The 23897-nt window shown below is 68.4% G+C and carries 21 protein-coding genes and 4 pseudogenes; 10 read left to right on the plus strand and 15 right to left on the minus strand.

What is annotated here, in order from left to right:
* Positions 1–16: 16 nt before the first annotated feature.
* A pseudogene (locus AV541_RS00345) lies at positions 17–1647 on the plus strand (formate--tetrahydrofolate ligase).
* 54 nt (positions 1648–1701) lie between these two features.
* Here AV541_RS00345 and carA read toward each other — a convergent pair.
* From carA to AV541_RS00375, 6 genes and pseudogenes are all read right to left on the minus strand, one after another.
* A pseudogene (gene carA, locus AV541_RS00350) lies at positions 1702–2876 on the minus strand (glutamine-hydrolyzing carbamoyl-phosphate synthase small subunit).
* Positions 2864–2983, minus strand: coding sequence for a type II toxin-antitoxin system HicA family toxin (locus tag AV541_RS11775; RefSeq protein ID WP_238569918.1), 120 nt, complete (start codon positions 2981–2983; stop codon positions 2864–2866). The pseudogene carA and the gene AV541_RS11775 overlap by 13 nt, the downstream one beginning before the upstream one ends.
* 84 nt (positions 2984–3067) lie before the next feature.
* Positions 3068–3331 carry a type II toxin-antitoxin system HicB family antitoxin gene (locus tag AV541_RS00360; RefSeq protein WP_014628886.1) on the minus strand — a complete coding sequence of 88 codons (264 nt, stop codon included), beginning with the start codon at positions 3329–3331 and terminating at the stop codon, positions 3068–3070.
* Between the two features lies 1 nt (position 3332).
* Complete coding sequence (locus tag AV541_RS00365; protein WP_060383992.1) at positions 3333–3866, minus strand: N-acetyltransferase; 534 nt, start codon at positions 3864–3866, stop codon at positions 3333–3335.
* Complete coding sequence (gene argH / locus AV541_RS00370) at positions 3859–5247, minus strand: argininosuccinate lyase (protein WP_060383993.1); 1389 nt, start codon at positions 5245–5247, stop codon at positions 3859–3861. The genes AV541_RS00365 and argH overlap by 8 nt, the downstream gene beginning before the upstream one ends.
* A pseudogene (locus AV541_RS00375) lies at positions 5237–6438 on the minus strand (argininosuccinate synthase). Before AV541_RS00375 ends, argH begins: the two are co-directional and overlap by 11 nt.
* A 196-nt stretch (positions 6439–6634) precedes the next feature.
* On the opposite strand from AV541_RS00375, the pseudogene AV541_RS11780 reads away from it, so the two are divergent.
* Positions 6635–8933 (plus strand): annotated as a pseudogene (locus tag AV541_RS11780) (Ig-like domain-containing protein).
* 6 nt (positions 8934–8939) lie between these two features.
* Positions 8940–11003: a S8 family serine peptidase gene (locus tag AV541_RS00385; RefSeq protein WP_008630402.1), complete on the plus strand. Its 2064-nt coding sequence runs from the start codon at positions 8940–8942 to the stop codon at positions 11001–11003.
* A 52-nt stretch (positions 11004–11055) separates the two neighbouring features.
* Here the strand turns inward: AV541_RS00385 and lpdA are convergent, their stop codons facing one another.
* Genes lpdA through AV541_RS00400 form a run of 3 tightly spaced genes read right to left on the minus strand, consistent with a single transcriptional unit; the run spans position 11056 to position 16346 of the window.
* On the minus strand, positions 11056–12423 hold the full coding sequence (gene lpdA / locus AV541_RS00390; protein WP_060383994.1) for a dihydrolipoyl dehydrogenase: 1368 nt from the start codon (positions 12421–12423) through the stop codon (positions 11056–11058).
* A 1-nt stretch (position 12424) separates the two neighbouring features.
* The gene (gene odhB / locus AV541_RS00395; protein WP_060383995.1) at positions 12425–13645 is read right to left on the minus strand and encodes a 2-oxoglutarate dehydrogenase complex dihydrolipoyllysine-residue succinyltransferase; all 1221 of its coding nucleotides are present in this window, start codon (positions 13643–13645) and stop codon (positions 12425–12427) included.
* A 10-nt stretch (positions 13646–13655) separates the two neighbouring features.
* Entirely contained in the window at positions 13656–16346 is a 2691-nt protein-coding gene (locus AV541_RS00400) for a 2-oxoglutarate dehydrogenase E1 component (protein ID WP_060383996.1), read from the minus strand.
* A gap of 77 nt (positions 16347–16423) precedes the next feature.
* Here AV541_RS00400 and AV541_RS00405 point away from each other — a divergent pair, with 77 nt between their 5' ends.
* Positions 16424–17188, plus strand: a complete 765-nt coding sequence (locus tag AV541_RS00405; protein ID WP_011174060.1) for an enoyl-CoA hydratase/isomerase family protein — start codon at positions 16424–16426, stop codon at positions 17186–17188.
* Positions 17185–17760: a Holliday junction branch migration protein RuvA gene (gene ruvA / locus AV541_RS00410; protein WP_011174059.1), complete on the plus strand. Its 576-nt coding sequence runs from the start codon at positions 17185–17187 to the stop codon at positions 17758–17760. Before AV541_RS00405 ends, ruvA begins: the two co-directional genes overlap by 4 nt.
* Here the strand turns inward: ruvA and AV541_RS00415 are convergent.
* Genes AV541_RS00415 through AV541_RS00430 form a run of 4 tightly spaced genes read right to left on the minus strand, consistent with a single transcriptional unit; the run spans position 17743 to position 19804 of the window.
* Positions 17743–18492, minus strand: coding sequence for an HAD family hydrolase (locus AV541_RS00415; protein ID WP_060383997.1), 750 nt, complete (start codon positions 18490–18492; stop codon positions 17743–17745). The two genes, ruvA and AV541_RS00415, sit on opposite strands and share 18 nt — an antisense overlap.
* Positions 18489–18857: a hypothetical protein gene (locus tag AV541_RS00420; RefSeq protein WP_008632565.1), complete on the minus strand. Its 369-nt coding sequence runs from the start codon at positions 18855–18857 to the stop codon at positions 18489–18491. Before AV541_RS00420 ends, AV541_RS00415 begins: the two co-directional genes overlap by 4 nt.
* Positions 18854–19369 (minus strand): LOG family protein, encoded by a 516-nt coding sequence (locus AV541_RS00425; RefSeq protein ID WP_060383998.1) that lies wholly within the window; start codon positions 19367–19369, stop codon positions 18854–18856. Before AV541_RS00425 ends, AV541_RS00420 begins: the two co-directional genes overlap by 4 nt.
* Positions 19370–19804, minus strand: coding sequence for a universal stress protein (locus AV541_RS00430; RefSeq protein WP_008632570.1), 435 nt, complete (start codon positions 19802–19804; stop codon positions 19370–19372).
* Between the two features lie 52 nt (positions 19805–19856).
* Here AV541_RS00430 and rlmB point away from each other — a divergent pair, with 52 nt between their 5' ends.
* Genes rlmB through AV541_RS00455 form a run of 5 tightly spaced genes read left to right on the plus strand, consistent with a single transcriptional unit; the run spans position 19857 to position 22973 of the window.
* On the plus strand, positions 19857–20573 hold the full coding sequence (gene rlmB / locus AV541_RS00435) for a 23S rRNA (guanosine(2251)-2'-O)-methyltransferase RlmB (RefSeq protein ID WP_060383999.1): 717 nt from the start codon (positions 19857–19859) through the stop codon (positions 20571–20573).
* 4 nt (positions 20574–20577) lie between these two features.
* Positions 20578–21648 (plus strand): M20 family metallopeptidase, encoded by a 1071-nt coding sequence (locus AV541_RS00440; protein ID WP_060384000.1) that lies wholly within the window; start codon positions 20578–20580, stop codon positions 21646–21648.
* Positions 21633–21869: a hypothetical protein gene (locus tag AV541_RS00445; RefSeq protein WP_060384001.1), complete on the plus strand. Its 237-nt coding sequence runs from the start codon at positions 21633–21635 to the stop codon at positions 21867–21869. Before AV541_RS00440 ends, AV541_RS00445 begins: the two co-directional genes overlap by 16 nt.
* Entirely contained in the window at positions 21866–22774 is a 909-nt protein-coding gene (locus AV541_RS00450; protein ID WP_060384002.1) for a glucokinase, read from the plus strand. The genes AV541_RS00445 and AV541_RS00450 overlap by 4 nt, the downstream gene beginning before the upstream one ends.
* Positions 22761–22973: a DUF2905 domain-containing protein gene (locus AV541_RS00455; protein ID WP_008632579.1), complete on the plus strand. Its 213-nt coding sequence runs from the start codon at positions 22761–22763 to the stop codon at positions 22971–22973. The genes AV541_RS00450 and AV541_RS00455 overlap by 14 nt, the downstream gene beginning before the upstream one ends.
* On the opposite strand, the gene AV541_RS11790 is transcribed toward AV541_RS00455, so the two are convergent.
* A complete protein-coding gene (locus tag AV541_RS11790; protein WP_244880678.1) occupies positions 22893–23501 on the minus strand; it encodes a hypothetical protein in 609 nt (202 codons plus the stop codon). The genes AV541_RS00455 and AV541_RS11790 overlap by 81 nt on opposite strands.
* Positions 23492–23785: a hypothetical protein gene (locus tag AV541_RS12940; RefSeq protein WP_276325497.1), complete on the minus strand. Its 294-nt coding sequence runs from the start codon at positions 23783–23785 to the stop codon at positions 23492–23494. Before AV541_RS12940 ends, AV541_RS11790 begins: the two co-directional genes overlap by 10 nt.
* Positions 23786–23897 lie beyond the last annotated feature (112 nt).

The raw sequence follows: 23897 nt of genomic DNA on the forward strand, positions 1-23897 counted from the left end.
GGGGTAAGCTGACCCCGTGATCGTCAAGGAAGGCCTCCTACCCATAGAGGAAGTGGCCGCCAAGCTCAGCCTGGACCGGGACCGGCTTTACCTCTACGGCCCCTACATGGCCAAGGTCCTGGGGGAGCCCCCAAAGGCCAAGGGCAAGCTGGTCCTCGTCACGGCCATCACCCCCACGCCGGCGGGGGAAGGCAAGACCACCACGGCCATCGGCCTCGTGGACGCCCTCTGGCGCCTGGGGAAGCGGGCGGCCTTGGCCCTGAGGGAGCCCTCCTTGGGCCCGGTCTTCGGGGTGAAGGGCGGGGCCACGGGGGGAGGAAGGGCCCGCGTGGAGCCCCGGCACGAGATCAACCTCCACTTCACCGGGGACTTCCACGCGGTGACCAGCGCCGTGAACCTCCTGAACGCCCTTTTGGACAACCACCTGCACCAAGGGAACGAGCTCGGCATAGACCCAAGGCGCATAGAGCTCAAGCGGGCCATTGACATGAACGACCGGGCCCTGCGCCACATCGTCTTGGGCCTTGGGGGCAAAGCCCACGGGGTGCCCCGGGAAGGGGGGTTTGAGCTCACCGTGGCCAGCGAGGTCATGGCCCTCATGAGCCTGGCCCGGGACTTCCAGGACCTGAAACGCCGCCTCGGCCGGATACGGGTGGCCTTCACCTACGAGGGCAAGCCCGTCTACGCCGAGGACCTTATGGCGGTGGGGGCCATGGCCGCCCTCCTCCGGCAGGCCTTCCTCCCCAACCTGGTGCAGACCGCCGAGGGCAACCCCGCCTTCATTCACATGGGGCCCTTCGGCAACATCGCCCACGGGACGAACTCCCTGAGGGCAAGCCTCTTCGCCTTGGGCCTTGCGGACCTCGTGGTGCAGGAGGCGGGTTTCGCCACCGACCTCGGCCTGGAGAAGTTCATGAACGTGGTGGCCCGCACCACGGGCCTCGTCCCCGAGGCGGTGGTCCTGGTGGCCACGGTGCGGGCCCTCCGCTACCACGGGGGGCAGGACGCCTACGGGATGCCGGACCCGAAGGCGGTGAAGGCGGGCCTCGCCAATCTGGAAAAGCACGTGGAGAACGTGGAGCTTTTCGGCTACAAGCCCGTGATCGCCCTAAACCGCTTCCCCCAGGACGTGCCGGAGGAGATCGCCCTGGTGCGGGCCTTCGCCGAGGAAAGGGGCCTCCCTTCGCCCTAAGCGAGGTGTACGCCAAGGGAGGCGAGGGCGGCTTAGAGCTCGCCGAAAGGGTCTTGGAGGCCCTCTCCCTGCCCCACGCCTACCGGCCCCTCTACCCCCTGGAAGCCCCCTTGGAGGAGAAGGTGGCCATCATCGCCAAGGAGGTGTACGGGGCCGAGGGGGTGGAGTGGAGCGAGGAGGCCAAGCGGGCCCTTAGAGCGGCCAAGAAGGAGGGGTGCGAGGCCTTGCCCGTGGTCATGGCCAAGGCCGCCACCTCTCTCTCCGACAACCCCAGGCTCCGGGGAAGGCCCCGGGGCTTCACCGCGCGGGTCACGGACCTGAAGTGCCGCCTGGGGGCAGGCTTCGTGGTGGTCTACATGGGGGGGATAGAGACCCTCCCCGGCCTCCCCAAGACCCCCCAGGCCTTCGGGATTGACGTGGACGAGGAGGGGAGCATCCGGGGGATGGACTACTGAAAGACCCCACCGCGGCATAGGCCGCGGTGGGGGCCCCAAAAAGGAGCGGGCGCTTTAGATCCCGTGCTGGTCCGCCCGTTGCTTCTCCACGGGAAGCCCCGTGGCCCCGTGGAAGGCCTCCACCTCCTCCAAAAAGCGGCGGAAGAGGTAGAGGGCATCGTGGGGGCCCGGGGCGGCCTCGGGGTGGTACTGGACGGAGAAGACGGGGTAGCGGGCGTGGGCCATGCCCTCGAGGGTCCCGTCGTTCAGGTTCACGTGGGTGGGGCGGAAGTCCTTGAGGGAGTCAATGTCCACGGCGTAGCCGTGGTTCTGGCTGGTGATCTCAATCTTGCCCGTCTGCAGGTTCTTCACCGGGTGGTTCGCCCCCCGGTGGCCGAACTTCATCTTGAAGGTCCGCCCCCCGCCGCCAGGGCCAAGAGCTGGTGCCCCAGGCAGATGCCGAAGGTGGGCAGAAGCCCCATGAGCTTCCAGATGGTTTCGTGAGCGTAGCGGGGCATGGTGGGGTCGCCGGGCCCGTTGGAGATGAGGAGGCCGTGGGGCTCCAAGGCCATGATCTGGTGGGCCGGGGTCTTCCCGGGGACCACGATGACCTCAAAGCCGAGGGCGGCCAGGTTCTCCACGATGGCGTGCTTGATGCCGAAGTCCATGACCACGATGCGCCGCCCCGACTTCAGGGTGGGCCAGGCGTAGGGCAGGGGGGTGGAGACCTCGGGGGTCATGTCCCGGCCGTCAATGTCCGTCCAGGCCTGGGCCTCCCGGCGGAGGGCCTCCAGCTCCTCCTCCGTGAAGGCGTGGTCGGGGGCGCCGAAGAGGCTCGCATGGGCGATGGTCCCCTTCAGGACCCCGCCCTCCCGGATCTTCCGCACCAGGGCCCTCGTGTCTATGCCCTCAATCCCCACCACCCCGTAGAACTCCATGAACTCCCCGATGGTTTGCTGGGCCCGCGGGTTGGAGGCGATGCGGCTGAACTCCTTGGCCACAAAGCCCTTCACCCAGGGGCGGTTGGACTGCATGTCGTAGACGTTCACCCCATAGTTGCCCTGGTGAGGGTAGGTCATGACCACGATCTGCCCGTGGTAGCTGGGATCGGTCATGATCTCCTGGTAGCCGGTCTGGGCGGTGTTGAAGACCACCTCCCCCACGGTCTTTCCCCGGGCGCCGAAGGCGTAGCCGTGGTAGACGGTCCCGTCTTCCAGGACCAAAACGGCGCGCTCCTTCACTCCAGCCATTCCTCCTCCTCTATCCCCGCTTGCCTCAGGATGCGCTTTAGAAGGTCCACGCCAATCTCCCCTCGGTGGGGATTGGGCAAGACCAGGCGGATGGACCCCCGCACCATGAACTGGTGCCTGCCCCCCCCGTGTAGGGCCCAGAAAATCCCAAGGCCTTAAGCCTGGCCACGAGCTCCCTCCGGGAAACGGGCCTAAGCCGCCTCGCCATGGGGTAGCTCAATGCGGACTTCGCCCAAGGGCGGGGGGGTCTCACCCCGGGAGAGCAGAAAGAGAAGCCAGTCCTCCAGGGCCGCCTGCAGGTTGGCCTCGCACTCCTTTAAGCTCTTCCCCGTGGCCCAGACCCCGGGGAGGTCGGGGATCTCCCCATAATAGGGCTCCTCATCGGCGATGAGCTCGTAGCGGGCCCGGGCCATGGCCTCCTCAAGGTAGCGGGTCAGGGTGCCCATCCTGTCCATTCTAGCCCCGGGAAGCCCCTGGGGAAAACTCCTTGATGACGGCGATCTCACGGCAGTTCTCGTAGAAGGGGCAGGCGTTGCACTCGCTCCAGACCTTGGGGGGAAGGGCCTCCCGGCTCGTGACCCGGTAGCCGAGGGCGCGGAAGAAGTTCACCTGTAAGGTCCAGGCGAAGACCCGAGGAAGCCCCAAATCCCGCGCCTCCCTCTCCGCCCCCAGGACGAGCCAGCGGCCCAGGCCCTGGCCCTGCCTTGTGGGGTGCACGGCGAGGCCGCGAATCTCGGCAAGGTCCCGCCAGAGGACGTGGAGGGCCACGGTGCCCACGATCTTTCCGTCTTCGTCCTCGAGGACCCAAAAGTCCCGGATGTTCTCGTAGAGGTGGCTATGGCTCCTCACCAGCATCAGGCCCTTTTCCGCCCAGTAGCGGATGAGCCAGTAGATGGCGTCCACGTCGCTTAAGCGCGCCTTCCTGAGCTCCACCCCCGCTTCAGGGCGCACCTCGGGGAGCGCTACCGTGGGAAGCTCCAGTTCAATCAAGGCCCACCTCCTTCTTGGCCTCCTCTAGCCTCTCCCGCACCGCCATAGGGGCCGTGCCGCCATAGGAGCGGCGCCTATGGATGGCGGTCTCCAGGCGGAGGAGGGGGAGGGCATCCGCGGCGAAGAGGGGGTGGTGGGTTTGAAGCTCCTCGAGGGTGAGGTCTTTTAGAGGCCGCCCCTCCTCCACCAACCTCCTCACAAGCCGCCCCACCACGTGGTGGGCCTCCCTAAAGGGAAGCCCCTTTTCCGCCAGGTAGTCGGCAAGCTCCGTGGCCAGGGCATAACCCTCCTCCGCCGCCCGCCACATCCTTTCCCGGTTCCACGTAAGCCCGGGGAGCATGGCGGCGAGGAGCTTTAGGCTATCCCGGTAGGTGGCGAGGGCGTCCAAAAGGGGCTCCTTGTCCTCTTGCAGGTCCTTGTTGTAGGCCAAGGGAAGCCCCTTGATCACGGTGGAAAGCCCCACCAAGGCCCCGAGGATCCTTCCCGCCTTGGCCCGGATGAGCTCCAGGATGTCCGGGTTCTTCTTCTGGGGCATGATGGAAGACCCGGTGGCGAAGGCGTCGGGCACCTCCACGAAGCCGAACTCCTCGGTGCTGTAGAGGATGAGCTCCTCCGCCATGCGGGAGAGGTGGAGCATGCCGATGTTCAAGGCGGAAAGGACCTCCAGGGCGAAGTCCCGGGAGGCCACCGCGTCCAGGGAGTTCCGCATGGGGGCCTTGAAGCCAAGCTCCCTGGCGGTGAAGTGGCGGTCTATGGGGAAGCCCGTCCCCGCGAGGGCCGCCGCCCCCAGGGGGCTTTCGTCCAAGCGCTCCTTGGCGTCCCTAAGCCGGCCGGCGTCCCGGGTGAGCATCTCGTAGTAGGCCAAGAACCAGTGGGAAAGGAGCACCGGCTGGGCCCGTTGCAGGTGGGTGTAGCCGGGGAGGACATGGAGGGGCTCTAAGTGCCTCTCCGCCTCCCGCACCAGGGCGCGCCGCACGGCAAGGAGGGCCTCCAGGAGCTCCGCAATGGCCCCCTTCAGGAAGAGGCGCAGGTCAGTGGCCACCTGGTCGTTGCGGCTCCTGGCGGTATGGAGCTTGCCCCCCGGGGGGCCTACAAGTTCTATGAGGCGGGCCTCGAGGTTCATGTGGACGTCCTCAAGCTCCTCCCGCCAGGGGAAGGTGCCCGCCTCAATCTCCTCCTCTATCCGGTCCAGCCCCTTGAGGATGGCCTCAAGCTCCTCCGCGCTCAGGAGGCCCACGGCGTGGAGCATGCGGGCGTGGACCCGGTTCTGCCACAGGTCCTCCCGCCAAAGGGCCCGGTCAAAGGCAAGGGAGGCGTTGAAGCGGGCCGCAAGGGCATCCGGCCCCTCCCCGAAGCGCCCCCCCCAGGTCCTATGCGCCATGGCCCTCCCTCTCCACAAGGGCCCTCACCCGGAGGCGCAGGGCCTGGATCTTGATGAAGCCTTCGGCGTCCTTCTGGTCGTAGCCGCCCGCCTCGTCAAAGGAAACCAGGTCCTGGCGGTAGAGGCTCTTCGGGGCCTTCCTTCCCACCACGTAGACGTTCCCCTTGTAGAGCTTGAGCCGGGCCACCCCGGTGACGCTCTTGGCCACGTGGTCAAAGTAGGCCTGGAGGGCCTCCCGTTCGGGAGCGTACCAGAAGCCGTAGTAGACGAGCTCGGCGTACTTGGGGGAGAGCATGTCCCTTTGGTGGAGGACCTCCCGGTCTAGGGTGAGGCTTTCCACCGCCCGCCTGGCGTGGTAGAGGATCGTTCCCCCGGGGTCTCGTAGACCCCCCGGGACTTCATGCCCACGAAGCGGTTCTCCACCAGGTCCACCCGGCCCACCCCGTGGCGGCCTCCGATCTCGTTGAGCCTTTGCAGCAGGGCTGCCGGGGAGAGCCGTTCCCCGTTCACCGCCACGGGATCCCCCCGCTCAAACTCCACCTCCACGTACTCCGGGGCATCGGGGGCTTCCTCGGGGTCCACGGTCATGCGGAACATCCCCTTGGGGGGTTCGGCCCAGGGGTCCTCGAGGACCCCTCCCTCGTAGGAAATATGCAGGAGATTGGCGTCCATGGAATAAGGTTTCTCCTGGGTCACGGGAACGGGGATGCCGTGGGCCTCGGCATAGGCGATCATCTCCTGCCGGCCCTTGAAGCTCCACTCCCGCCAGGGGGCGATCACCCGGATGTCGGGCTTCAGGGCGTAGGCGGTGAGCTCAAAGCGCACCTGGTCGTTTCCCTTACCCGTGGCCCCGTGGGAGATGGCCTCCGCCCCTTCCTCCTCGGCGATCCTCACCAGGTACTTGGCGATGAGGGGCCTTGCGATGGAGGTGCCGAGGAGGTAGTACCCCTCGTACACCGCCCCGGCGCGGAACATGGGGAAGACGAAGTCCCGCACGAACTCTTCTCTCAGGTCCAGGGCGATGGCCTTGGAGGCCCCGGTCCTGAGGGCCTTTTGCCGGGCCTCCTCCACCTCCTCCCCCTGGCCGATGTCCGCGGTGAAGGCGATGACCTCGGCCTTGTAGGTTTCCTTGAGCCACTTGAGGATGATGCTGGTATCCAGCCCGCCGGAGTATGCCAAGACGATCTTCATGTCCCTCCCAGTATAGCCCCTCGAGGGGGCGTGCATAAGTATACATGAACAAACCCGCGCCATAACCTACCCCTTGACGCCCTCCCACAGCAAGGTTAGGATTGGCCCCGGAAACTGCGAGAAGGAGGTGCTGTATGACCCACACCTATAGGCCTAGGCCCCGGTCGCAAAGGATCCCTTTCGTTAGGGGTGATTTATGAGAAAAGCGTTAGGGCTCGGGCTGTTACTGGGCGCCCTCCTCCTGGCGGGCTGCGGCCAGGACACCGTCAAGCCCAGCGTCACCATCACCGCCCCCCAGGACGGCGCCACCGTCAACCAGGACACCCTCACCGTCCAAGGCACCGCCCAGGACAACGTCCGCGTAAACCGGATCACCTACCAGCTCAACAACGGCCAGGAACAAGAGGTCCCCATCACCCCAGGAACCTCCGTCAACTTCGCCTTCACCCTCACCCTCCAGCAGGGCCAAAACACCATCACCGTCCACGCCTACGACCAGGCCAACAACAAGGGTAGCGCCACAGTCCAGGTAACCTACGACCCGACTCCAGCCCCAGATACTCAAAAGCCCACCATCACCATCACCCAACCCCAGGACGGAAGCACGGTCAACACCCCCCAGGTCACCGTCCAAGGCTCCGCCCAGGACAACACCCAGGTGGCCCGCATCACCTATCAACTCAACGGCGGCCAGGAACAGCAGATCACCATCACCCCCGGACCAAACGTCTCCTTCCAGTTCCAAGTCACCCTCCAGCAGGGCCAAAACACCATCACCGTCCACGCCTACGACCAGGCCAACAACAAGGGTAGCGCCACAGTCCAGGTAACCTACGACCCGACTGCTGTACACAACCTTTCTGGTACGGTGGTCAGCGAGTACGCCGGCGGGCCCGTGGCCGGAAGCACGCTTAAGCTCTACAAAAACGGCAACCTGGTGGCCACGACCCTCTCCGGAGCCGATGGGAGCTTCAGCTTTGGCACCCTGGCCCCCGGCACCTACCGCCTCGAGGCCCAGAAGCCCGGCATGGCGGGAAGCGTTCTGGAGGGCATCCGGGTGCCGGAGATGACCAGCGTCACCCTCATTCAGCGCCAGGCCTTTGACGCCACCGCCACCACCACCCCGCCCACCCTCCTCATCACCCAGGACGGCACCCAATCCCTGGAAGGGGGTACCTTCACCAACACCATCCCCTTCCGGGTCCAGGTGGACACCACCAAGGACTACGTCCGTCCCATGCGCTACATCTACGTGGCCCTGGGCCGCACTCCGGGGTCGGCCTTCATCACCAACAGCGCCACCTGGACCCGCCAGGTGTTCAGCAACGTGGAGGACACCGGCAATCGCGCCCTCAGCGGTGCCAATGTGGCCGGCTTCGGCAGCGCCAGCGGGGAAACCGTTTACGTGGAGGTGGTGGCCTACGACTTCAACCTGAACCGCAGCCACTACCTGATTCCCATCACCTTTAAGAACACTTCGGCCAACCAGAACAACAACGTGAGCTCCCCCACCAGGGTGGCCGCCACCGCCATCACCCTGAGCCGGGCGGTGGGCTTCTTCAGCGTCAAAAGCCCAACTACCCTTAAGGTGCCGGTAGCCAAGGGCACAATGGGCGAGCTCACCCTGGACCCTGAGGCGGTACCGGAGGGAAGCAACCTCTACGTGGAGGTGCGCTGGTGCTACACCGCCACTGCCACCCCCTTCGCTTTTGACATCGAACGCTCCACCGACGGGACCAACTGGACCCGGGTGGGCACCGTGGGTGGGGCTAGAAGCAGCAGTTGCCCCGACAACCCTTTGGACCGCCCCTTCTTCTTCCGCGACGCCTCGCCCGACCTGACCCCCGGCCAGACCTACTACTACCGGGTAGTGGCCCGAGGGGCCAACCGCGCTGAAAGCCAGCGCTAGCTCCACTACCCCCCTACCCCCCTTCTTCGCCCCCCTCCTGAGCCCCGCGGACGAAAGCACGGGGGTCTCCCGCACGCCCGACTTCACCATCGGCCATCCGCAGCTGGGTATCGGTGCGGACGGGGCAGCTTACAACCTGGTCCTCTGGGACACCCTTACCGGGGACAGCGTGGCCTGGCAGAGCCTGGCGGGATATAACCTCCTGGTGGAGTTCGGCACCCCAGACAACGACATCCCCAGCGGGGAAGCCCTGGTCTATGGCTTCCATCCTCCCACGAACGGCGTGGTGTTCTTCACCGACACCGCCGGGATTATGGACCCGACAAAGCCCAACCGGGTGCCGGTGGACGTAACCCAGGGTACCGTGAGCATCCCCTACAACTTTGACGGCCTGGCCCAGCTCCCGGCCCTCCAGGCCCTGCGCTCCTACGCTTGGCAGCTCTACGTGGCCTACGCTTACAAGTACAACCCCGCGGAGAACTACCGGATCTCGGCCTACAGCGTCCAGACCTGGCCCAACACCGCCACCCCCTTCCGCATCAGCCGCACGGAAACCCAGGTCTTTGACTTCACCACGGGGCAGTAAGGAGGCATGATGAAGAACCTTCGCCTAACCCTTATCCTCGGTCTTGCCGCCCTGCTCGGGGCTTGCTCCACTCCGCCTAAGGGCGCCGCCCCCTCGGCCACCCTCGCTGTCTCGGAGGGCATCCGCCACTTCCGGGGGCAGGTGGTGGTGGGCTACCAGGACGAGGCCGCCCTCCAGACCGCCATCCAAAAGCTCCGGGCCAGGGAGATTGCCCGGATCCCCGAGCTCAAGGCCGCCCTCCTCCAGGTGGAGGGGGATGCCCTGAAGGCGAGCCGTAGCTTGAAGGGGCTTCGGGGGCTGCGCTTCGCCGAGCCCCACTTGGCCCAGGTCACCCCGCCCAGCGAGGACCCCGTGGAGCGTCCTCGCCAGGAAAGCAGCCTGGTGCCCCTGGCCAACCCCGCCGACCAGATTCTGGATGGGCTACCCCAGTACGCCCTGGACCCCCGCCACCTCGCCGCCAAGGCGGCCTGGGACAGGGGATTTGAGGGTGAGGGGGTGGTGGTGGCCATCATTGACGATCCCGCGGACGTAACCCACCCGGACCTGGCGGCCAACTGGGCCGGAAAGGCCTATGACCCCATGACCAATACCGTCTACACCGACGCAGAAGCCTGGGTTAACTTCATTGAGAGTTTGGACCCTGCCAACATCTCTCACGGCACCTTCGTAGCCTCCACGGTGAGCGCGGCAAAAGATGGCCAGGGCATCGCCGGCCTAGCCCCCAAGTCCAAGTTCCTACCCGTGGCCATATTCCAGCCTGACTACGTGGGGGATTTCTACGTAGCCCGGGGCATTGTCTGGGCGGTCAACAACGGAGCCCACATCCTCAACAACTCCTGGGGAGGCTTGGGCTACGGCAACCTGGTGAAGGAGGCCTTTGACTACGCCTTGGCCAACAACGTGGTGGTGGTGGCCAGCGCCGGGAACTCCTCCAAGGACGAGGTGCGCACCCCCGCGGGCTACCCGGGCATCATCGCCTCGGTGGCGGCAGACGGGAACCGCAACCGCGCCGACTTCTCCACCCACGGCCGCCACGTTTCCAGCGCTGCGCCCGGGGTGGATGTCCTCCTGGCCAACCCCACCTGGCTTGGGGGCGGATATGGCCTGATCTCGGGGACCTCCTTCTCCGGTCCCTATACCGCGGCCGCCGCCGCCCTGGTCAAGGGAGCCTGCCCGAGCGCTACCCCCTACCAGGTGCGCCGGGCCCTGGAGACCACCACCTGGGAAAAAACTTTTACCCGGGAAAAGGGCTGGGGGCACCTTAATGTCGGGAACCTGGCAAACCTCCTCAGCCAGGGTTGTACCGCTTTGCCGGTACCTGGCTCTGTGGTCAGGGTCAAGGTGGAGTACTTCAATGAAAATGGCCTCTTCCCTGGCCTTTTCGCCGATGTGATGCTCCGCGGCAAAGGCCTAAGGGCCGGGGATCCCGACGATCCCACCCCAGTTTACTGGGCCCGCACCGACATGAATGGGGAAGCCTGGTTCCACGAGATCGCCCCCGGGGAGTACGACATCTACGTGGCTGGGGCTGACCTCTCCCTCACAGGCGGGCTCCCCGAGGAGCGGGGCACCTTCGTGGGCACCCTGATAGCCACCTCCGGCTCCACAGCAGCTAACCCCGTCTTCAAGCTGGTGCGCCTGAACGCCACCGAGGTCAACCTCAACCCCACCGACCCCTACGAGCCCAACGACAGCCCATCCCAAGCCACGCCCATCGCCTACGGGATCACTACCCAGCTCGCCTACATCTTCAGCCAGCCCAGGGACTTTGACTTTTTCGCCTTCACCGGGACCGCAGGCGACGAGATTCGAGCCCGGGTCTACGCCAAGTCCAGCATCGGCGGCACCTTGGACTCCTACCTCTTCCTCCTGGACGCCGCGGGGAACGTCTTGGAGGAGAACGACGACCTGGTACCCGGCCAGATCACCGACTCCGAAATCACCTTTTCCCTGCCCGCAAGCGGCACCTACTACCTGGTGGTGACCAGCTACACCATCGCCTCTGATCTGGCAGCCTCGGACAACAGCCCCTTCAACAAGTACCGCCTGGAGCTGGTGAAGACCAACTGAGGCACGGCACAGCCCCGGCCAGGTCTGCCTGGCCGGGGCTGTGGTTTTTTTCCTATAGGTGGATGGGCTTCTCCCAAGCGGCCAGGGCCGCCTCCTTCAGGATCTCGGGGAGGGAGGGGTGGTGGTGGGGGGCCCGACCCAGGTCCTCGGCGCTGGCCTTGAAGAAGATGGCCAAAGCGGCCTCGGTCAAAATGTCCCCCACCCTGGCGCCAATCCCGTGGACCCCAAGGATGCGGTCGGTCTTGGCGTGGGCCAGGACCTTGACGAAGCCCTCGGTCTCCCCCATGGCCCGGGCGCGGCCGCTGGCGGAGTAGGGGAACTTCCCTACCTTGTAGGGGATACCCTTTTCCTTGAGTTCCTCCTCGGTATAGCCTACCCCGGCCACCTCGGGGTGGGTGTAGACCACGCTGGGGATGGCCTGGTAGTCCACGTGGCCGAAGCCCCGCGCCATATGCTCCACGGCGGCGATCCCTTCCTCGCTCGCCTTGTGGGCGAGCATGGGACCCCGCACCACGTCCCCGATGGCGTAGATGTGGGGCACACGGGTCCTCAAGTGCTCGTCCACGGGGATTCTTCCCCGCTCGTCCGTGAAAAGCCCGGCGTTTTCCAGGGCAAGCCCCTCGGTGTAGGGCCTGCGGCCCACGGCCACGAGGACCCGGTCCGCCTCCAAGACCTCGCCCCCCTCAAGCTCCACCCGGGCCCCCTTGGCCTCAGGCACCACGGCGGTGACCCGCACCCCGGTGCGGATCGTGAGGCCCTGCTTCTTGAAGACCCTCTCCGCCGCCCGGGAGACCTCGGCGTCCATGGTGGGGAGGATGCGGTCCATGTACTCCAGGACGATGACCTCCGCCCCCAGGCGGTGCCAGACCACCCCGAGCTCCAGCCCGATCACCCCGCCCCCCACCACGATGAGCCTCTTCGGCACCTCGGGGAAGGAAAGGGCCTCGGTGGAGGTCACCACCCGCTCGTAGTCCACCTGGGCCCAAGGGGGGATGAGGGGGGCGCTTCCCGTGGCGATGAGGATGAAGCGGGCTTCTAGCTCCTCCCCCGTCTCCTCCACCAAAACCTTGCGCTCAGAGAGGAAACGGGCCGTACCTTGATGGCGGGTGATGCCGTTTTTCTTAAAGAGGAACTCGATCCCCTGGGTGTTGGCCTGGACCACCTTGTCCTTGTGGGCCATGAGGGCGGGAAGGTCCAGGCTAAAGCCCTTCACCTTGGCCCCAAGGAGGCCTTTTTTCACCTCGTAGATGCGTTCGGTGGTCTCCAGGAGGGCCTTGGAGGGGATGCACCCCACCCTGAGGCAGGTCCCCCCTAGGGCCTTCTCCTTCTCCACCACCCCCACCTTCATCCCGAGCTGGGCCGCCCGGATGGCGGCCACGTACCCCCCGGGGCCGGCGCCAATCACCAGAAGGTCGTACACGCTACACCTCCAGAAGGAGCCGCGCCGGGTTTTCAATGAGCTCCTTCACCCGGCGGAGGAAGGTGACCGCCTCCCGCCCGTCCACGATGCGGTGGTCGTAGGAGAGGGCCAGGTACATCATGGGGCGGATGACCACCTGGCCGTCCCGGGCCACGGGCCTTTCCTGGATGGCGTGCATGCCAAGGATGCCCACCTGGGGCGGGTTGAGGAGGGGGGTGGAATTGAGGGAACCGTAGATCCCCCCGTTGGTGATGGTGAAGGTGCCCCCCATGAGCTCCTCGGGCTTGAGCTTCTTGGTGCGGGCCCTTTCGGCGAAGTCGGCGATCTGCCGCTCAATCTCCGCGAAGGAGAGGCGGTCGGCGTCGCGGATCACCGGCACCACCAGCCCCTCGCCCCCGCCCACGGCGATGCCGATGTCGTAGTAGCGGTGGTAGACGATGTGGTTGTCCCGGATCTCGGCGTTGAGCTCGGGGATCTCCTTGAGGGCCTGGACCACGGCCTTGACGAAGAAGCTCATGAAGCCGAGCTTGACGCCGTGCTTCTTCTGGAAGGCCTCCCCCAGCTCCTTGCGTAGGGCGATGACCGCCGACATGTCCGCCTCGTTGAAGGTGGTGAGCATGGCCGTGGTCTGGCGGACCATGAGGAGGCGCTCGGCGATCCGGCGGCGAAGGGGCGTCATGGGCACCGCCTCGCTCACCCGCCAGGGCTTATCGGCGGGGGCCTGCGTGGGGGTGGGCGGCGGGGGCGCGGGGCGGGAGGGGGGAGGGGGCGGCGGGGCTTCCACGGGCTTGGCGGGGGCGCGCTCCTCCAGGTGGCGCATCACGTCCTCCTTGAGGATCCGCCCGCCGAGGCCCGTCCCCTGGACCTCTGCCGGGGAGACGCCCTTTTCCTGCATGAGGCGCTCCGCAGCGGGCATGGCCAGGGGCCCTTGGGCGGGCTCCTTGGGGGCCTCGGCGGGGGCCTGGGCCTGGGGCTTCGCCTCCGCTGCCCCCGCCTCGAGAAGGGCGATGGCCTCCCCCACCCGGGCGGTCTCCCCGGTCTTCTTCAGGATCTGCTTCAGGGTACCGGCGAAGGGGGCGGGGAGCTCCAGGGTGGCCTTGTCGGTGATGAGCTCCACCAAGGGCTCGTCCTGGGCGAAGCTTTCCCCTTCCTTCTTGAGCCAAGCGCCGATCTCCACTTCCACGATGCTTTCGCCCACGGAGGGCACCTTGAGTTCCTGCACGGCTACCTCCTTACCTGAACGCTTCCTCTAAAAGCTCCTCCTGCTCCAGCTTGTGGACCTTGGAGGAACCCACGGCGGGGCTTGGGGACTCGGGCCGGGCCACCACGGAGAAGGGATGGCCGTAGATCTCCCCGCAGAAGCGGGCGGAGAGGTACCACCAGGCCCCCTGGTTGATGGGCTCCTCCTGCACGTAGACCACCGGGGTCTTCTTGGGGTAGAAGCTGAGGGCTTCCTTGAGCTCGGCCTCGGGGAAGGGGTAGAGGAGTTCCAGTCTCAGAATGGCCACGTCCTCCGCCTGAAGCTCCTTACGCTTCTGCAGGAGGTCGTAGTAGACCTTGCCCGAGGTGAGGAGGACCTTCCGCGCCCCCTTGACCCTTTCGGGAATGACCTTCTGGAAACGCCCCTCGGCGAGCTCTTCCAAAGCGGAGACCACCTCAGGGTGGCGGAGGAGGCTTTTGGGGGTCATGACGACCAGGGGCTTGCGGATCTTCCGCTTCACCTGGCGGCGGAGGAGGTGGAAGAACTGGGCGGGGGTGGTGGGGTAGGCCACCTGGAGGTTGTCCTTGGCGGCAAGCTGCAAGAAGCGCTCTAGCCTTGCCGAGGAGTGCTCGGGGCCCTGGCCTTCTAGCCCATGGGGCAAAAGGAGGACCAGCCCGGAAAGCCGCCCCCACTTGACCTCGGCGCTGGCCAGGAACTGGTCTATGTAGACCTGGGCCACGTTGACGAAGTCCCCGAACTGGGCCTCCCAGAGGACGAGGCCCTCCGGGTAGTCCAGGCTGTAGCCGTACTCAAACCCCAAGACCCCAGCCTCGGAGAGGGGGGAGTTGTGGATCTCCACCTCCGCTTGCCCCTCGGCCAGGTGCTGCAAGGGAATGTAACGCTCCCCAGTGCGGTAGTTGTAAAGGGCGGCGTGGCGCTGGGTGAAGGTGCCCCGAAGGGCGTCCTGCCCCGTGAGGCGCACCCTGTGCCCTTCCACGGCCAAGGTGGCGAAGGCCAGGGCCTCGGCGGTGGCCCAGTCCACGGGCCGCTTCTCCTCGGCCATCTCCCGGCGGGCCTCGAGGAAACGCTTGAGCTTGGGGTGCACCTGGAAGCCCTCGGGGACCGAGCTAAGCCGCACCAGGAGGTTCTTCAGCCCCTCCTTGGGGAAGGCGGTGTCCGCCTCGGGCACCAGGTGGTCGGGCCCGCCCACGTAGCCCTGCCAGACCCCGCCCAGGGTGCTGTAGACCACGGGGGTGGCCTCGGCCTTCACCCGGGCGAACTCGCTTTCCAGCCGCTCCAGGTAGGCCTCCTGCCAGGCCTTAAGCTCCTCCTCGGAGACCAGGCCCTCGGCCTCAAGCCTCTCGGCGTAGACCCGCCAGGGCTCGGGCTTCTTGGCAATGAGGGCGTACATGTCCGGCTGGGTGAAGGTGGGCTCGTCCGTCTCGTTGTGTCCCCGGCGGCGGTAGCCCACGAGGTCAATGACCACGTCCTTGCCGTAGCGGCTCCGGTACTCCAGGGCGAGGGCGAGGACGAAGAGGAGCTCGTCCAGCGCCTCGGCGTTCACGTGGAAGATGGGCGCCCCCACCATCTTGGCGACATCCGTGGGGTAGCGGCCGGAGGCGTACTCCGAGGGGAGGGTGGTGAAGCCCAGCTGGTTGTTGGCCACCACGTGGAGGGTGCCCCCCACCCGGTAGCCGGGAAGCTGGGAGAGGTTCAGGGTCTCCTGGACGATACCCTCGCCGATGAAGGCCGCGTCCCCGTGCACCAAGACGGCGAGGCCCCGCTTCCTCTCCCGGTCGCCGAAGCGGTCCTGCTTGGCCCGGACCCTTCCCAGGGCCACGGGGTTCACGAACTCCAGGTGGCTCGGGTTGAAGTTGAGGGAGACGTGCACCGGGCCCCAGGGGGTCTCCACGTCCGTGGAGTGGCCCAGGTGGTACTTCACGTCCCCCACGTACCCCTCGGGGAAGAGCTCCTCAAACTCGCGGAAGATGGCCTCAAAGGGCTTCTCCACCACGTGGGCCAGGACGTTGAGCCGGCCCCGGTGGGCCATGCCCAGCACCACCTCCCGCACCCCAAAGCGGGCCGCCTCCTGGACCGCCTCCTGAAGGAGGGGGATGAGGCTTTCCAGGCCCTCCACGCTGAAGGTCTTCGCCCCCAGGTACTTCCGCTGGAGGAAGGCCTCAAAGAGGCTCGCCTGGAGGAGGCTCCGCAAGACCCGCCTCCGCACCTCGGGGGCGGGCTTAGGCCACGGGGCCTCAATCCGGGAAAGGAGCCACGCCCTTTCCTCGGGCTCCACGTGGGCCACCTCAAACCCCACGGGGCCCAGGTAGGTGGCCTCCAGGCGCTCAAGGAGGGCCCCTAAGGTGGGCGCGCCGAAGAGGGGGGGAAGGGGCCTCTTTAGGTCCTCCGGGGAGAGGCCGTGGGCCTCGAGGGAAAGCGCCTTAGGCCTCGGCCGCTCCCGGCCCAGGGGGTCTATGCGGGCTGCGAGGTGCCCGAGCTCCCGGTAGGCCTGGCGCAAAGCCTCCACCTTGAGGAGGAAGCCCAGGTCCAAGGCCTCGCCCGGGAGGGGGGCGGCCTGGCGTTCTCGTCGGCCGTCCTCCAGGTCCTCCAGGGTGAGGGCGGAGAAGTAGCGCCGCCAGTCCTCGGGGAGGGAAAGGGGATCCTCCAAGTAGGCCCGGTAAAGGGACTCTAGATAGCCTTGGCTTTCCAGCGTGAGCTCCATGGCGCCTCCGGGGGTCACCCCCTACCTAAGCTACACCAAAAAGCGGTGTAGTGCGCCACGCCCCGTACAATGGGGGCATGATCCTGAAGGAACGCCAAGACGGGGTTTTGGTCCTCACCCTGAACCGGCCCGAGAAGCTCAACGCCATCACCGGGGAGCTCCTAGACGCCCTTTACGCCGCCCTCAAGGAGGGGGAGGAGGACCGGGAGGTGCGCGCCCTCCTCCTCACAGGGGCGGGCCGGGCCTTCTCCGCCGGGCAGGACCTCACGGAGTTCGGCGACCGGAAGCCCGACTACGAGGCCCACCTGCGCCGCTACAACCGGGTGGTGGAGGCCTTGAGCGGCCTGGAGAAGCCCCTCGTGGTGGCGGTGAACGGGGTGGCGGCCGGGGCGGGGATGAGCCTCGCCCTATGGGGGGATCTCCGCCTCGCCGCCGTGGGGGCGAGCTTCACCACCGCCTTCGTCAGGATCGGCCTGGTGCCGGACTCGGGGCTGAGCTTCCTCCTCCCCCGGCTCGTGGGCCTGGCCAAGGCCCAGGAGCTCCTCCTCCTCTCCCCGAGGCTCTCCGCCGAGGAGGCCCTGGCCCTGGGGCTCGTGCACCGGGTGGTGCCCGCGGAAAAGCTCATGGAGGAGGCCCTCTCCTTGGCCAAAGAGCTCGCCCAGGGCCCCACCCGGGCCTACGCCCTCACCAAGAAGCTCCTCCTGGAGACCTACCGCCTCTCCCTCACCGAGGCTTTGGCCCTCGAGGCCGTCCTCCAGGGCCAGGCCGGCCAGACCCAGGACCACGAGGAGGGGGTCCGGGCCTTTAGGGAGAAGCGGCCGCCCCGCTTCCAGGGCCGATGATCCGCTACCTCCGGGGCCTGGTCCTCAAGAAGGAGGCGGGCGGCTTCGTCCTTCTCGCCGGGGGGGTGGGGTTCTTCCTCCAGGCCCCCACGCCCTTCCTCCAGGCCCTGGAGGAGGGGAAGGAGGTGGGGGTCCACACCCACCTCCTCCTCAAGGAGGAGGGGCTGTCCCTCTACGGCTTCCCCGACGAGGAGAACCTCGCCCTCTTTGAACTCCTCCTCTCGGTGAGCGGCGTGGGGCCCAAGGTGGCCCTCGCCCTCCTCTCGGCCCTGCCCCCTAGGCTCCTCGCCCGGGCCCTCCTGGAGGGGGACGCGAGGCTCCTCACCTCGGCGAGCGGGGTGGGGAGAAGGCTCGCCGAAAGGATCGCCCTGGAGCTCAAGGGGAAGGTGCCCCCCCACCTCCTCGCCGGGGAGAAGGTGGAGAGCGAGGCCGCGGAGGAGGCGGTGATGGCCCTCGCCGCCTTGGGGTTCAAGGAGGCCCAGGCGCGGGCGGTGGTCCTGGACCTCCTGGCCCAAAACCCCAAGGCCCGGGCCCAGGACCTCATCAAGGAGGCCCTAAAGCGCCTCCGCTAGGAAGACCTCCCTCAGGTCTCCCACCCGGAGGTCGGGGGAGGCCTCCGGGTCCTCCGGCCGCAGGCCCCGGTCCACCCATACGGCCCGCACCCCCGCCAGGCGGGCCCCCCGGACGTCCTTCTGGGGGTTGTCCCCCACCATGGCCGCCTCCTCCGGGGCCACCCCAAAGGCGCAGAGGGCCATGCGGAAGAGCCTGGGGTCGGGCTTGCCGATCCCCACCTCCCCGGAGATGAGGACCAGGGAGAAGTGGTGGGCAAGCCCCGCCCCGACGAGCTTTTCCCGCTGGAGGTCGGGCACCCCGTTGGTGAGGAGGACCAGGGCGAGCCCGCGGCGCCGGGCCTCCGCCAGGAAGGCCTCCGCCTCCGGGTACAGGGGGTAGCGGCGCCTCTCCCGGAAGAAGGCCTCGGCGAGCTCCCGCGCCCGTTCGGGGGCCCCCCCCGCCTCCTCCAAGGCCTCCCGGAAGACCCGCTCCCGGAAAGGCCCGGCCCAGGCGGCCAGGGCCTCGAGGCCCGGGGTGCTGTACCGGGCCCAGAGGGCCTCCAGGGCCGAGTGGCCGATGGCCTCGGCCCAAGGGTAGAAGGGGGCCTCACGGAAGAGGGCCTCGGCCCGCGCCTTGACCCGGGCGAAGAAGCCCTCCACCCCCGCCTTACGCCCCAGGTCCTCCAGGACCGCGCGGCTTACCGGCAGGTCCTGAAGGAGGGTGTCGTCCAGGTCCAGAAGGAGAAGCTTCACGCCTCCTCCCGCACCAGGACGGGGTTCCCCCCGGGGTCAAAGAGGAGGAGGTGGTCCCCCGCCTCCCGGAAGCCGAGGCCGTACTTGGCGAGGCGGAGCTTCTCGTGGGCCAGGTTGTCCACGAGGAAGACAAGCCTTCCCTCCTCCACCCTAAGCCGGGCGAAGCCCTGCCCCTCGGGCCTCGGGCGCTGGGGGCCCCGCGCCACGCCCCCTTCCCCCGGGCGCAGGAGGAGCAGGGGGCCCTCGAGGGGGGAAAGAAGGGCCTCCCGCTCGGGGAGGAGCTCCTCCAGGGCGAGCCCCAGGGCCTGGTAGAAGCTCACCCCCTGCCCCAGGTCCGGCACGTAGACCAAGAGGGTCTCGCTCATAGGCTCCTCAGAAACCGCCTCAGGTCCTCCTCGTCCGCCACCACGCGAAGAAGGCCCACGTCCTCCGGGGCGATCTCCCCGTGGGCCTTGAGGAGGCCGAGCCAGTAGGGGTCCACGGCCAGGGGGCGTCCCACACCCCGCCTCAGGTAGAGGAGGTTCCAGGCGAGGACGAGCTCCGCCAGGGTCCCCACCCCCCCGGGCAAGGCCAGGTACCCCGCCCCGAGGTCCAGGAGGCGGCCGATGCGCTGGGGAAGGGTGGCGGCGGGGAGCTCCAGGTCCACGAAGGGGTTGGGGCCCCTCCGCTCGGGAAAGAGGGCCGGGGCCGTGACCCCCACCACGAGGCCGCCCTTGGCCTTCACCCCCCTGGCCAGGGCCTCCATCCCCCCCTGGTACCCCCCGCAGGCGAGGCCAAACCCCTCCTCGGCCAGGACCTCCCCGTAGCGCACCCACCGGGCGTAAAGGGGGTCTTCCGGGGAGAGGCTGGAGGAGACGAAAACGGCGAGCAGGCGCATCTAGCGGCAGCGGACCACCAGCACCGGGACGGAGGTCCGGTGGAGGACCCCCTCGGTCACCGAGCCCAAAAGGAGCCTGTCCAGGCCCGTCCGCCCGTGGGTCCCCATGACGAGGAGGTCGTACTCCTTGGCCGCCTCCACGATGGTGGGGATGGGCACCCCCTCCTTCACCTCCCCCGTGGCCTCCACCCCCTTGGCGCGGGCGAGGTCCAAGGCCTTCTTGATCGCCTCCTCCCCCGCCTTCCTGAGGTCCTCCAAGAGCTCCATCCCGTAGGGCACGCTCTCCGGGGCGATCCAGATGGCCTGGGCCGGGTTTTCCAGGACGTAGAGGAAGTGGACCTTGGCCCCCAGGGTCTTGGCCAGGTCCAGGCCGTGCTCCAGGGCCTGGAGGCTGCACGGGCTCCCGTCGGTGGGCATTAGGATCTTCTGGTACATGGCTCCATCATACGGGCAGGGCGCGGGCGGCACCAGTAGGTAGACTGGGAGGATGTGGATCTACGGGCGAAACCCGGTCCTCGAGGCCCTGCGGGCAGGCCGGGCCCGGCGCGTCCTCGTGGCGAGAGGGGTGGAGGGCTGGCTCCTGAAGGAGCTGGAAAGGCTCGGGGCCCCGTACACCCTGGTCCCCCGCATTGAGCTGGACACCCTCCTCCGCACCACCCACCACCAGGGGATCGCCGCCGAGGTGGAGGACCCCCCCTACGCCAGCCTGGAGGACGCCCTCCGCCTCGCCGCCTCCCGGAAGGAACCTCCCCTCCTCGTGGCCTTGGACGGCGTCACCGACCCCAGGAACTACGGGGCCATGATCCGCAGCGCCCTCGCCCTCGGGGCCCACGGGGTTCTTTCCGAGGAAAGGCGTGCCGCCCCCCTCTCCCCCCTCGCCCTGAAGGCGAGCGCGGGGGCCGCCCTGAAGCTCCCCGTGGTCAAGGTGAAAAACCTCCCCCGGACGCTGAAGGCCCTCAAGGAGGAGGGGCTTTGGGTCTACGGCCTGGACGTCCGCGGGGAGAAGGCCCCCTGGGAGCTGGACTACGCCCGGCCCCTGGTTCTGGTGGTGGGCTCCGAGGGGGAGGGGATGCGCCGGCTCGTGCGGGAGACCTGCGACGAGCTCTTCCGCATCCCCATCCGGGAGGAGGCGGAGTCCCTGAACGCCTCCGTGGCCCTGGGGATCGCCCTCTACCAGGCGAGGCTCGCCCGGGGTGTAGGATAGGGGCGTGGACTGGGTCAGGCTCCTCTCCCGCCTCGTCCAGGCGGAAAGCCTCCCCGGAGAGGAAGGGGAGGCGGCGGGGCTCCTCCTCGAGGCCCTGAAGGGGATGGGCCTCGAGGCCACCCTGGACGAGGCGGGCAACGTGGAAGCCCTCCTCGGCGAGAAGGAGCCCGAGGTGGTCCTCACCGGGCACATGGACGTGGTGCCCGTGGGCGACCCCGCCCGCTGGCCCTACCCCCAGGGGGCCGTGGCCGAGGGGGCCCTTTGGGGCCGGGGGGCCGTGGACATGAAGGGAAGCCTGGTGGCCATGCTCCTCGCCCTGGAGACCCTGGCGCGGGGGGCCTTAAAAGGGCGGGTCCGCTTCCTCGCCGTGGTCCAGGAGGAGGTGGGGGGCCTCGGGAGCCGCTTCGCCGCGGAAAGGCTTTCCCCCCTGGCCTTCGTCCTGGGGGAGCCCTCCTTGGGACGGCTCATGCGGGGGCACCGCGGGCGGGCAGAGGTGTGGGCCGATTTTGAGGGCAGGGAGATCCACGCCGCCCTCGCTGGGCCGGAAAACCCCCTTTTTGACCTGGGGGCTTACCTCCTCGCCCTCCAGGAGCTTCCCCTGCCTAAAGGGATCAAGCTCACCCCCACCCGGGTGGACACCTACCCCGGGGCCCGGAACCAGACCCCCGGGGTGGTGCGGCTCTACCTGGACGTGCGCTACGAGCCCGAGGCCGACCTGGACGGACTCCTCGCCGCCTTGCGCACCCTGGGCCCGGCCTCGGTCTACCTGCCCGAGGAGGAGCGGGCCTCCGGGGAGGTGCGGATGACCCTCCCCGCCCTCTGGCCCCCCTACCGCCTCCCGGAGGACCACCCCCTGCTCCGCCGGGCCCTCCAGGCCCTGGGGCAGGAGGAGGCGGGGCTTTGGCCCTTCACCACCGACGCCCCCTACCTCGGGGCCAAGGCCCCCGTCCTGGGCCTGGGCCCGGGGGACCCCGCCTTGGCCCACACCCCCATGGAGCACGTCCCCTTGCGGGCCGTGGAGGAGGCGGCCCAGGCCTACGTGCGGCTGGTGGAGGCGCTATGGAACGCCGCTTGATCGCAGGGAAACCCTACCGCAGGCTTCTCGTGGCCCCGAGGCCCGTGGCCGAGGGGATGAAGGCCCGCCTCGAGGCCCGGGGCCTCCCCGTCTACCTGGAGACCCCCTTCTCCGGCCTGCCCGAGGCGGCCACGGGCACCTATATGGGGGACGTGGCCCTCTACGTGCCCGAGGAGGTCCTGGGCGAGGCCGAGGCCCTTTTGCGGGAGGACGTGCCGTGAAGGTGGTGGGCTTGGACCTGGGCGGCACCAAGATCGCCGCCGGCGTCTTTGACGGAAAGAGGCTCCTCTCCAAGGTGGTCGTCCCCACGCCCAAGGAGGGCGGGGAGCGGGTGGCCGAGGCCCTGGCCGAGGCCGCGGAGCGGGCGGAGAGGGAGGCGGGGGTCCGGGGGGAGGCCATCGGCCTGGGGACGCCCGGCCCCCTGGACTTCCGCCGCGGGGTGATCCGCTTCGCCCCCAACATCCCGGGGGTCCAGGACTTCCCCATCCGCCGGATCCTGGAGGAGGCCACGGGGAGGCCCGTCTTCCTGGAAAACGACGCCAACGCCGCCGCTTTGGCCGAGCACCACCTGGGGGCGGCCCAGGGAGAGGAGAGCTCCCTCTACCTCACCGTCTCCACGGGGATCGGGGGCGGGGTGGTCCTGGGGGGAAGGGTGCTCCGGGGGGAGCGGGGGCAGGGCGGGGAGCTCGGCCACCTGACCCTCCTCCCCGGGGGGCCCGCCTGCGGCTGCGGACTGGAGGGCTGCCTCGAGGCCCTGGCCGCGGGCCGCGCCCTGGAGCGGGACGCCACCTACGCCTTCCAGCGCCCCGTGGACACGCGGGAGCTTTTCCGCCTCTTCCGCGAGAAGGACCCCAAGGCGGAGCGCCTCGTCCTCCAGGCCGCCCGGTACGTGGGCATCGGCCTCGCCAGCCTGGTGAAGGCCTTTGACCCCGGGGTGGTGGTCCTGGGGGGCGGGGTGGCCCTGAACGCCCCCGAGGGGTACTGGGAGGCCCTCCTTGCGGCCTACCGCCACTACCTCCAGGGCTGGGAGGCCCCCCCCTTGCGGAGGGCCCGCCTGGGGGCCGAGGCCGGGCTTCTGGGCGCGGCCCTCACCGCCTACCTGGAGGTGAAGGATGGAAGCGGGTAAGGTCCTGGTCTACGCCGGAGCCTTCCTTCTCCTCCTCGGGCTCCTCCTCCTCTATTTCCCCAAGCTCTTCGCCTGGTTCGGCCACCTGCCCGGGGACATCCGCATTGAGCGGGAGGGCCTAAGGGTGTACATCCCCATCACCTCCGCCCTCCTCCTCTCCCTCCTCCTCACCCTCCTCCTCAACCTCTTCCGCCGCTAGCCGGTGGAAGGCGAGGGTAAAGGCCGCGACCACAGGGCCGCGAAGCCCGAGGGTAAGGGGGCCTTCCTTCACCAAAAGGGCGTAGCGGAACACGGGGGCCAGGTCCAAGACCCCCACCTCCTCTTGTTCCAGGGTAAGGACGGGCCAGGGGGGGTCTCCCAAACCCATGGCCCGCCCCTCCAGGCCGAGGACCCCCGCCTCCTCCAGGAAGAGCTCCAGCCGGGCCTCCGCACTGGGCTCCAGGAGGGCCGCCCGGTACTCCCCTGCCTCCTCCTCCAGGCCGAAGGCTTCCCCGGGAAGGAGGAGCGCCTCCTCCCCGAGCGCCCCAGGAGGCGCCAGGGAAGGCCGGGCCGGGGGAGGCGCCCCACCCAGGGCCTCCACCACCCGGGCCTCCAGGGCCGCCCGCTGCCCCGGGGGAAGCGCGGCCCTAAGGAGGCGCCGCTCCGCCTCCCGGACGAAGCGCCAGCCGTCCCCGTAGACCAGCCACCCCTTGCGCTCCAGCTCCTCCAGGTGGGGCTTCAGGCCCAAGGCCTCCAGGACCGCCTCGGTGAAGGCCCCTCCGTGGACGGAGGCCCGCTCCAGGGCCAGCCGGCCCTCCTGGGAAAGCCACCGCGTCCGGAGCCGGATCTGGGCCAGGACCCGGTGGGGAAGGCGGGGCGCCCCAGGGCCCGGGCCAGGCGGTGGAGCTCCACCCGCAAGTTCTGCCGGGCCTGGGCGTGGCCGTAGAGGAGATCGGCGAGGAGGCCCCTCGGGGTGGGGCCCTCGAGGGCCAGGTAGTAGAGGAGCCCCAAAGCCCGGAGGGGCACCCGCACCGGCCGCCCCCGGTGGAGAAGGCGGGCGGGGCCGTAGAGGGGGAGGACGTAAAGGGGAGCGTTACCCCCGCGTGAACCGCCGTTACCGTTTGTCTTGAACCCTGGCGGGCCG

It is taken from the genome of Thermus parvatiensis, from assembly GCF_001535545.1.
Lineage (GTDB): Bacteria > Deinococcota > Deinococci > Deinococcales > Thermaceae > Thermus > Thermus parvatiensis.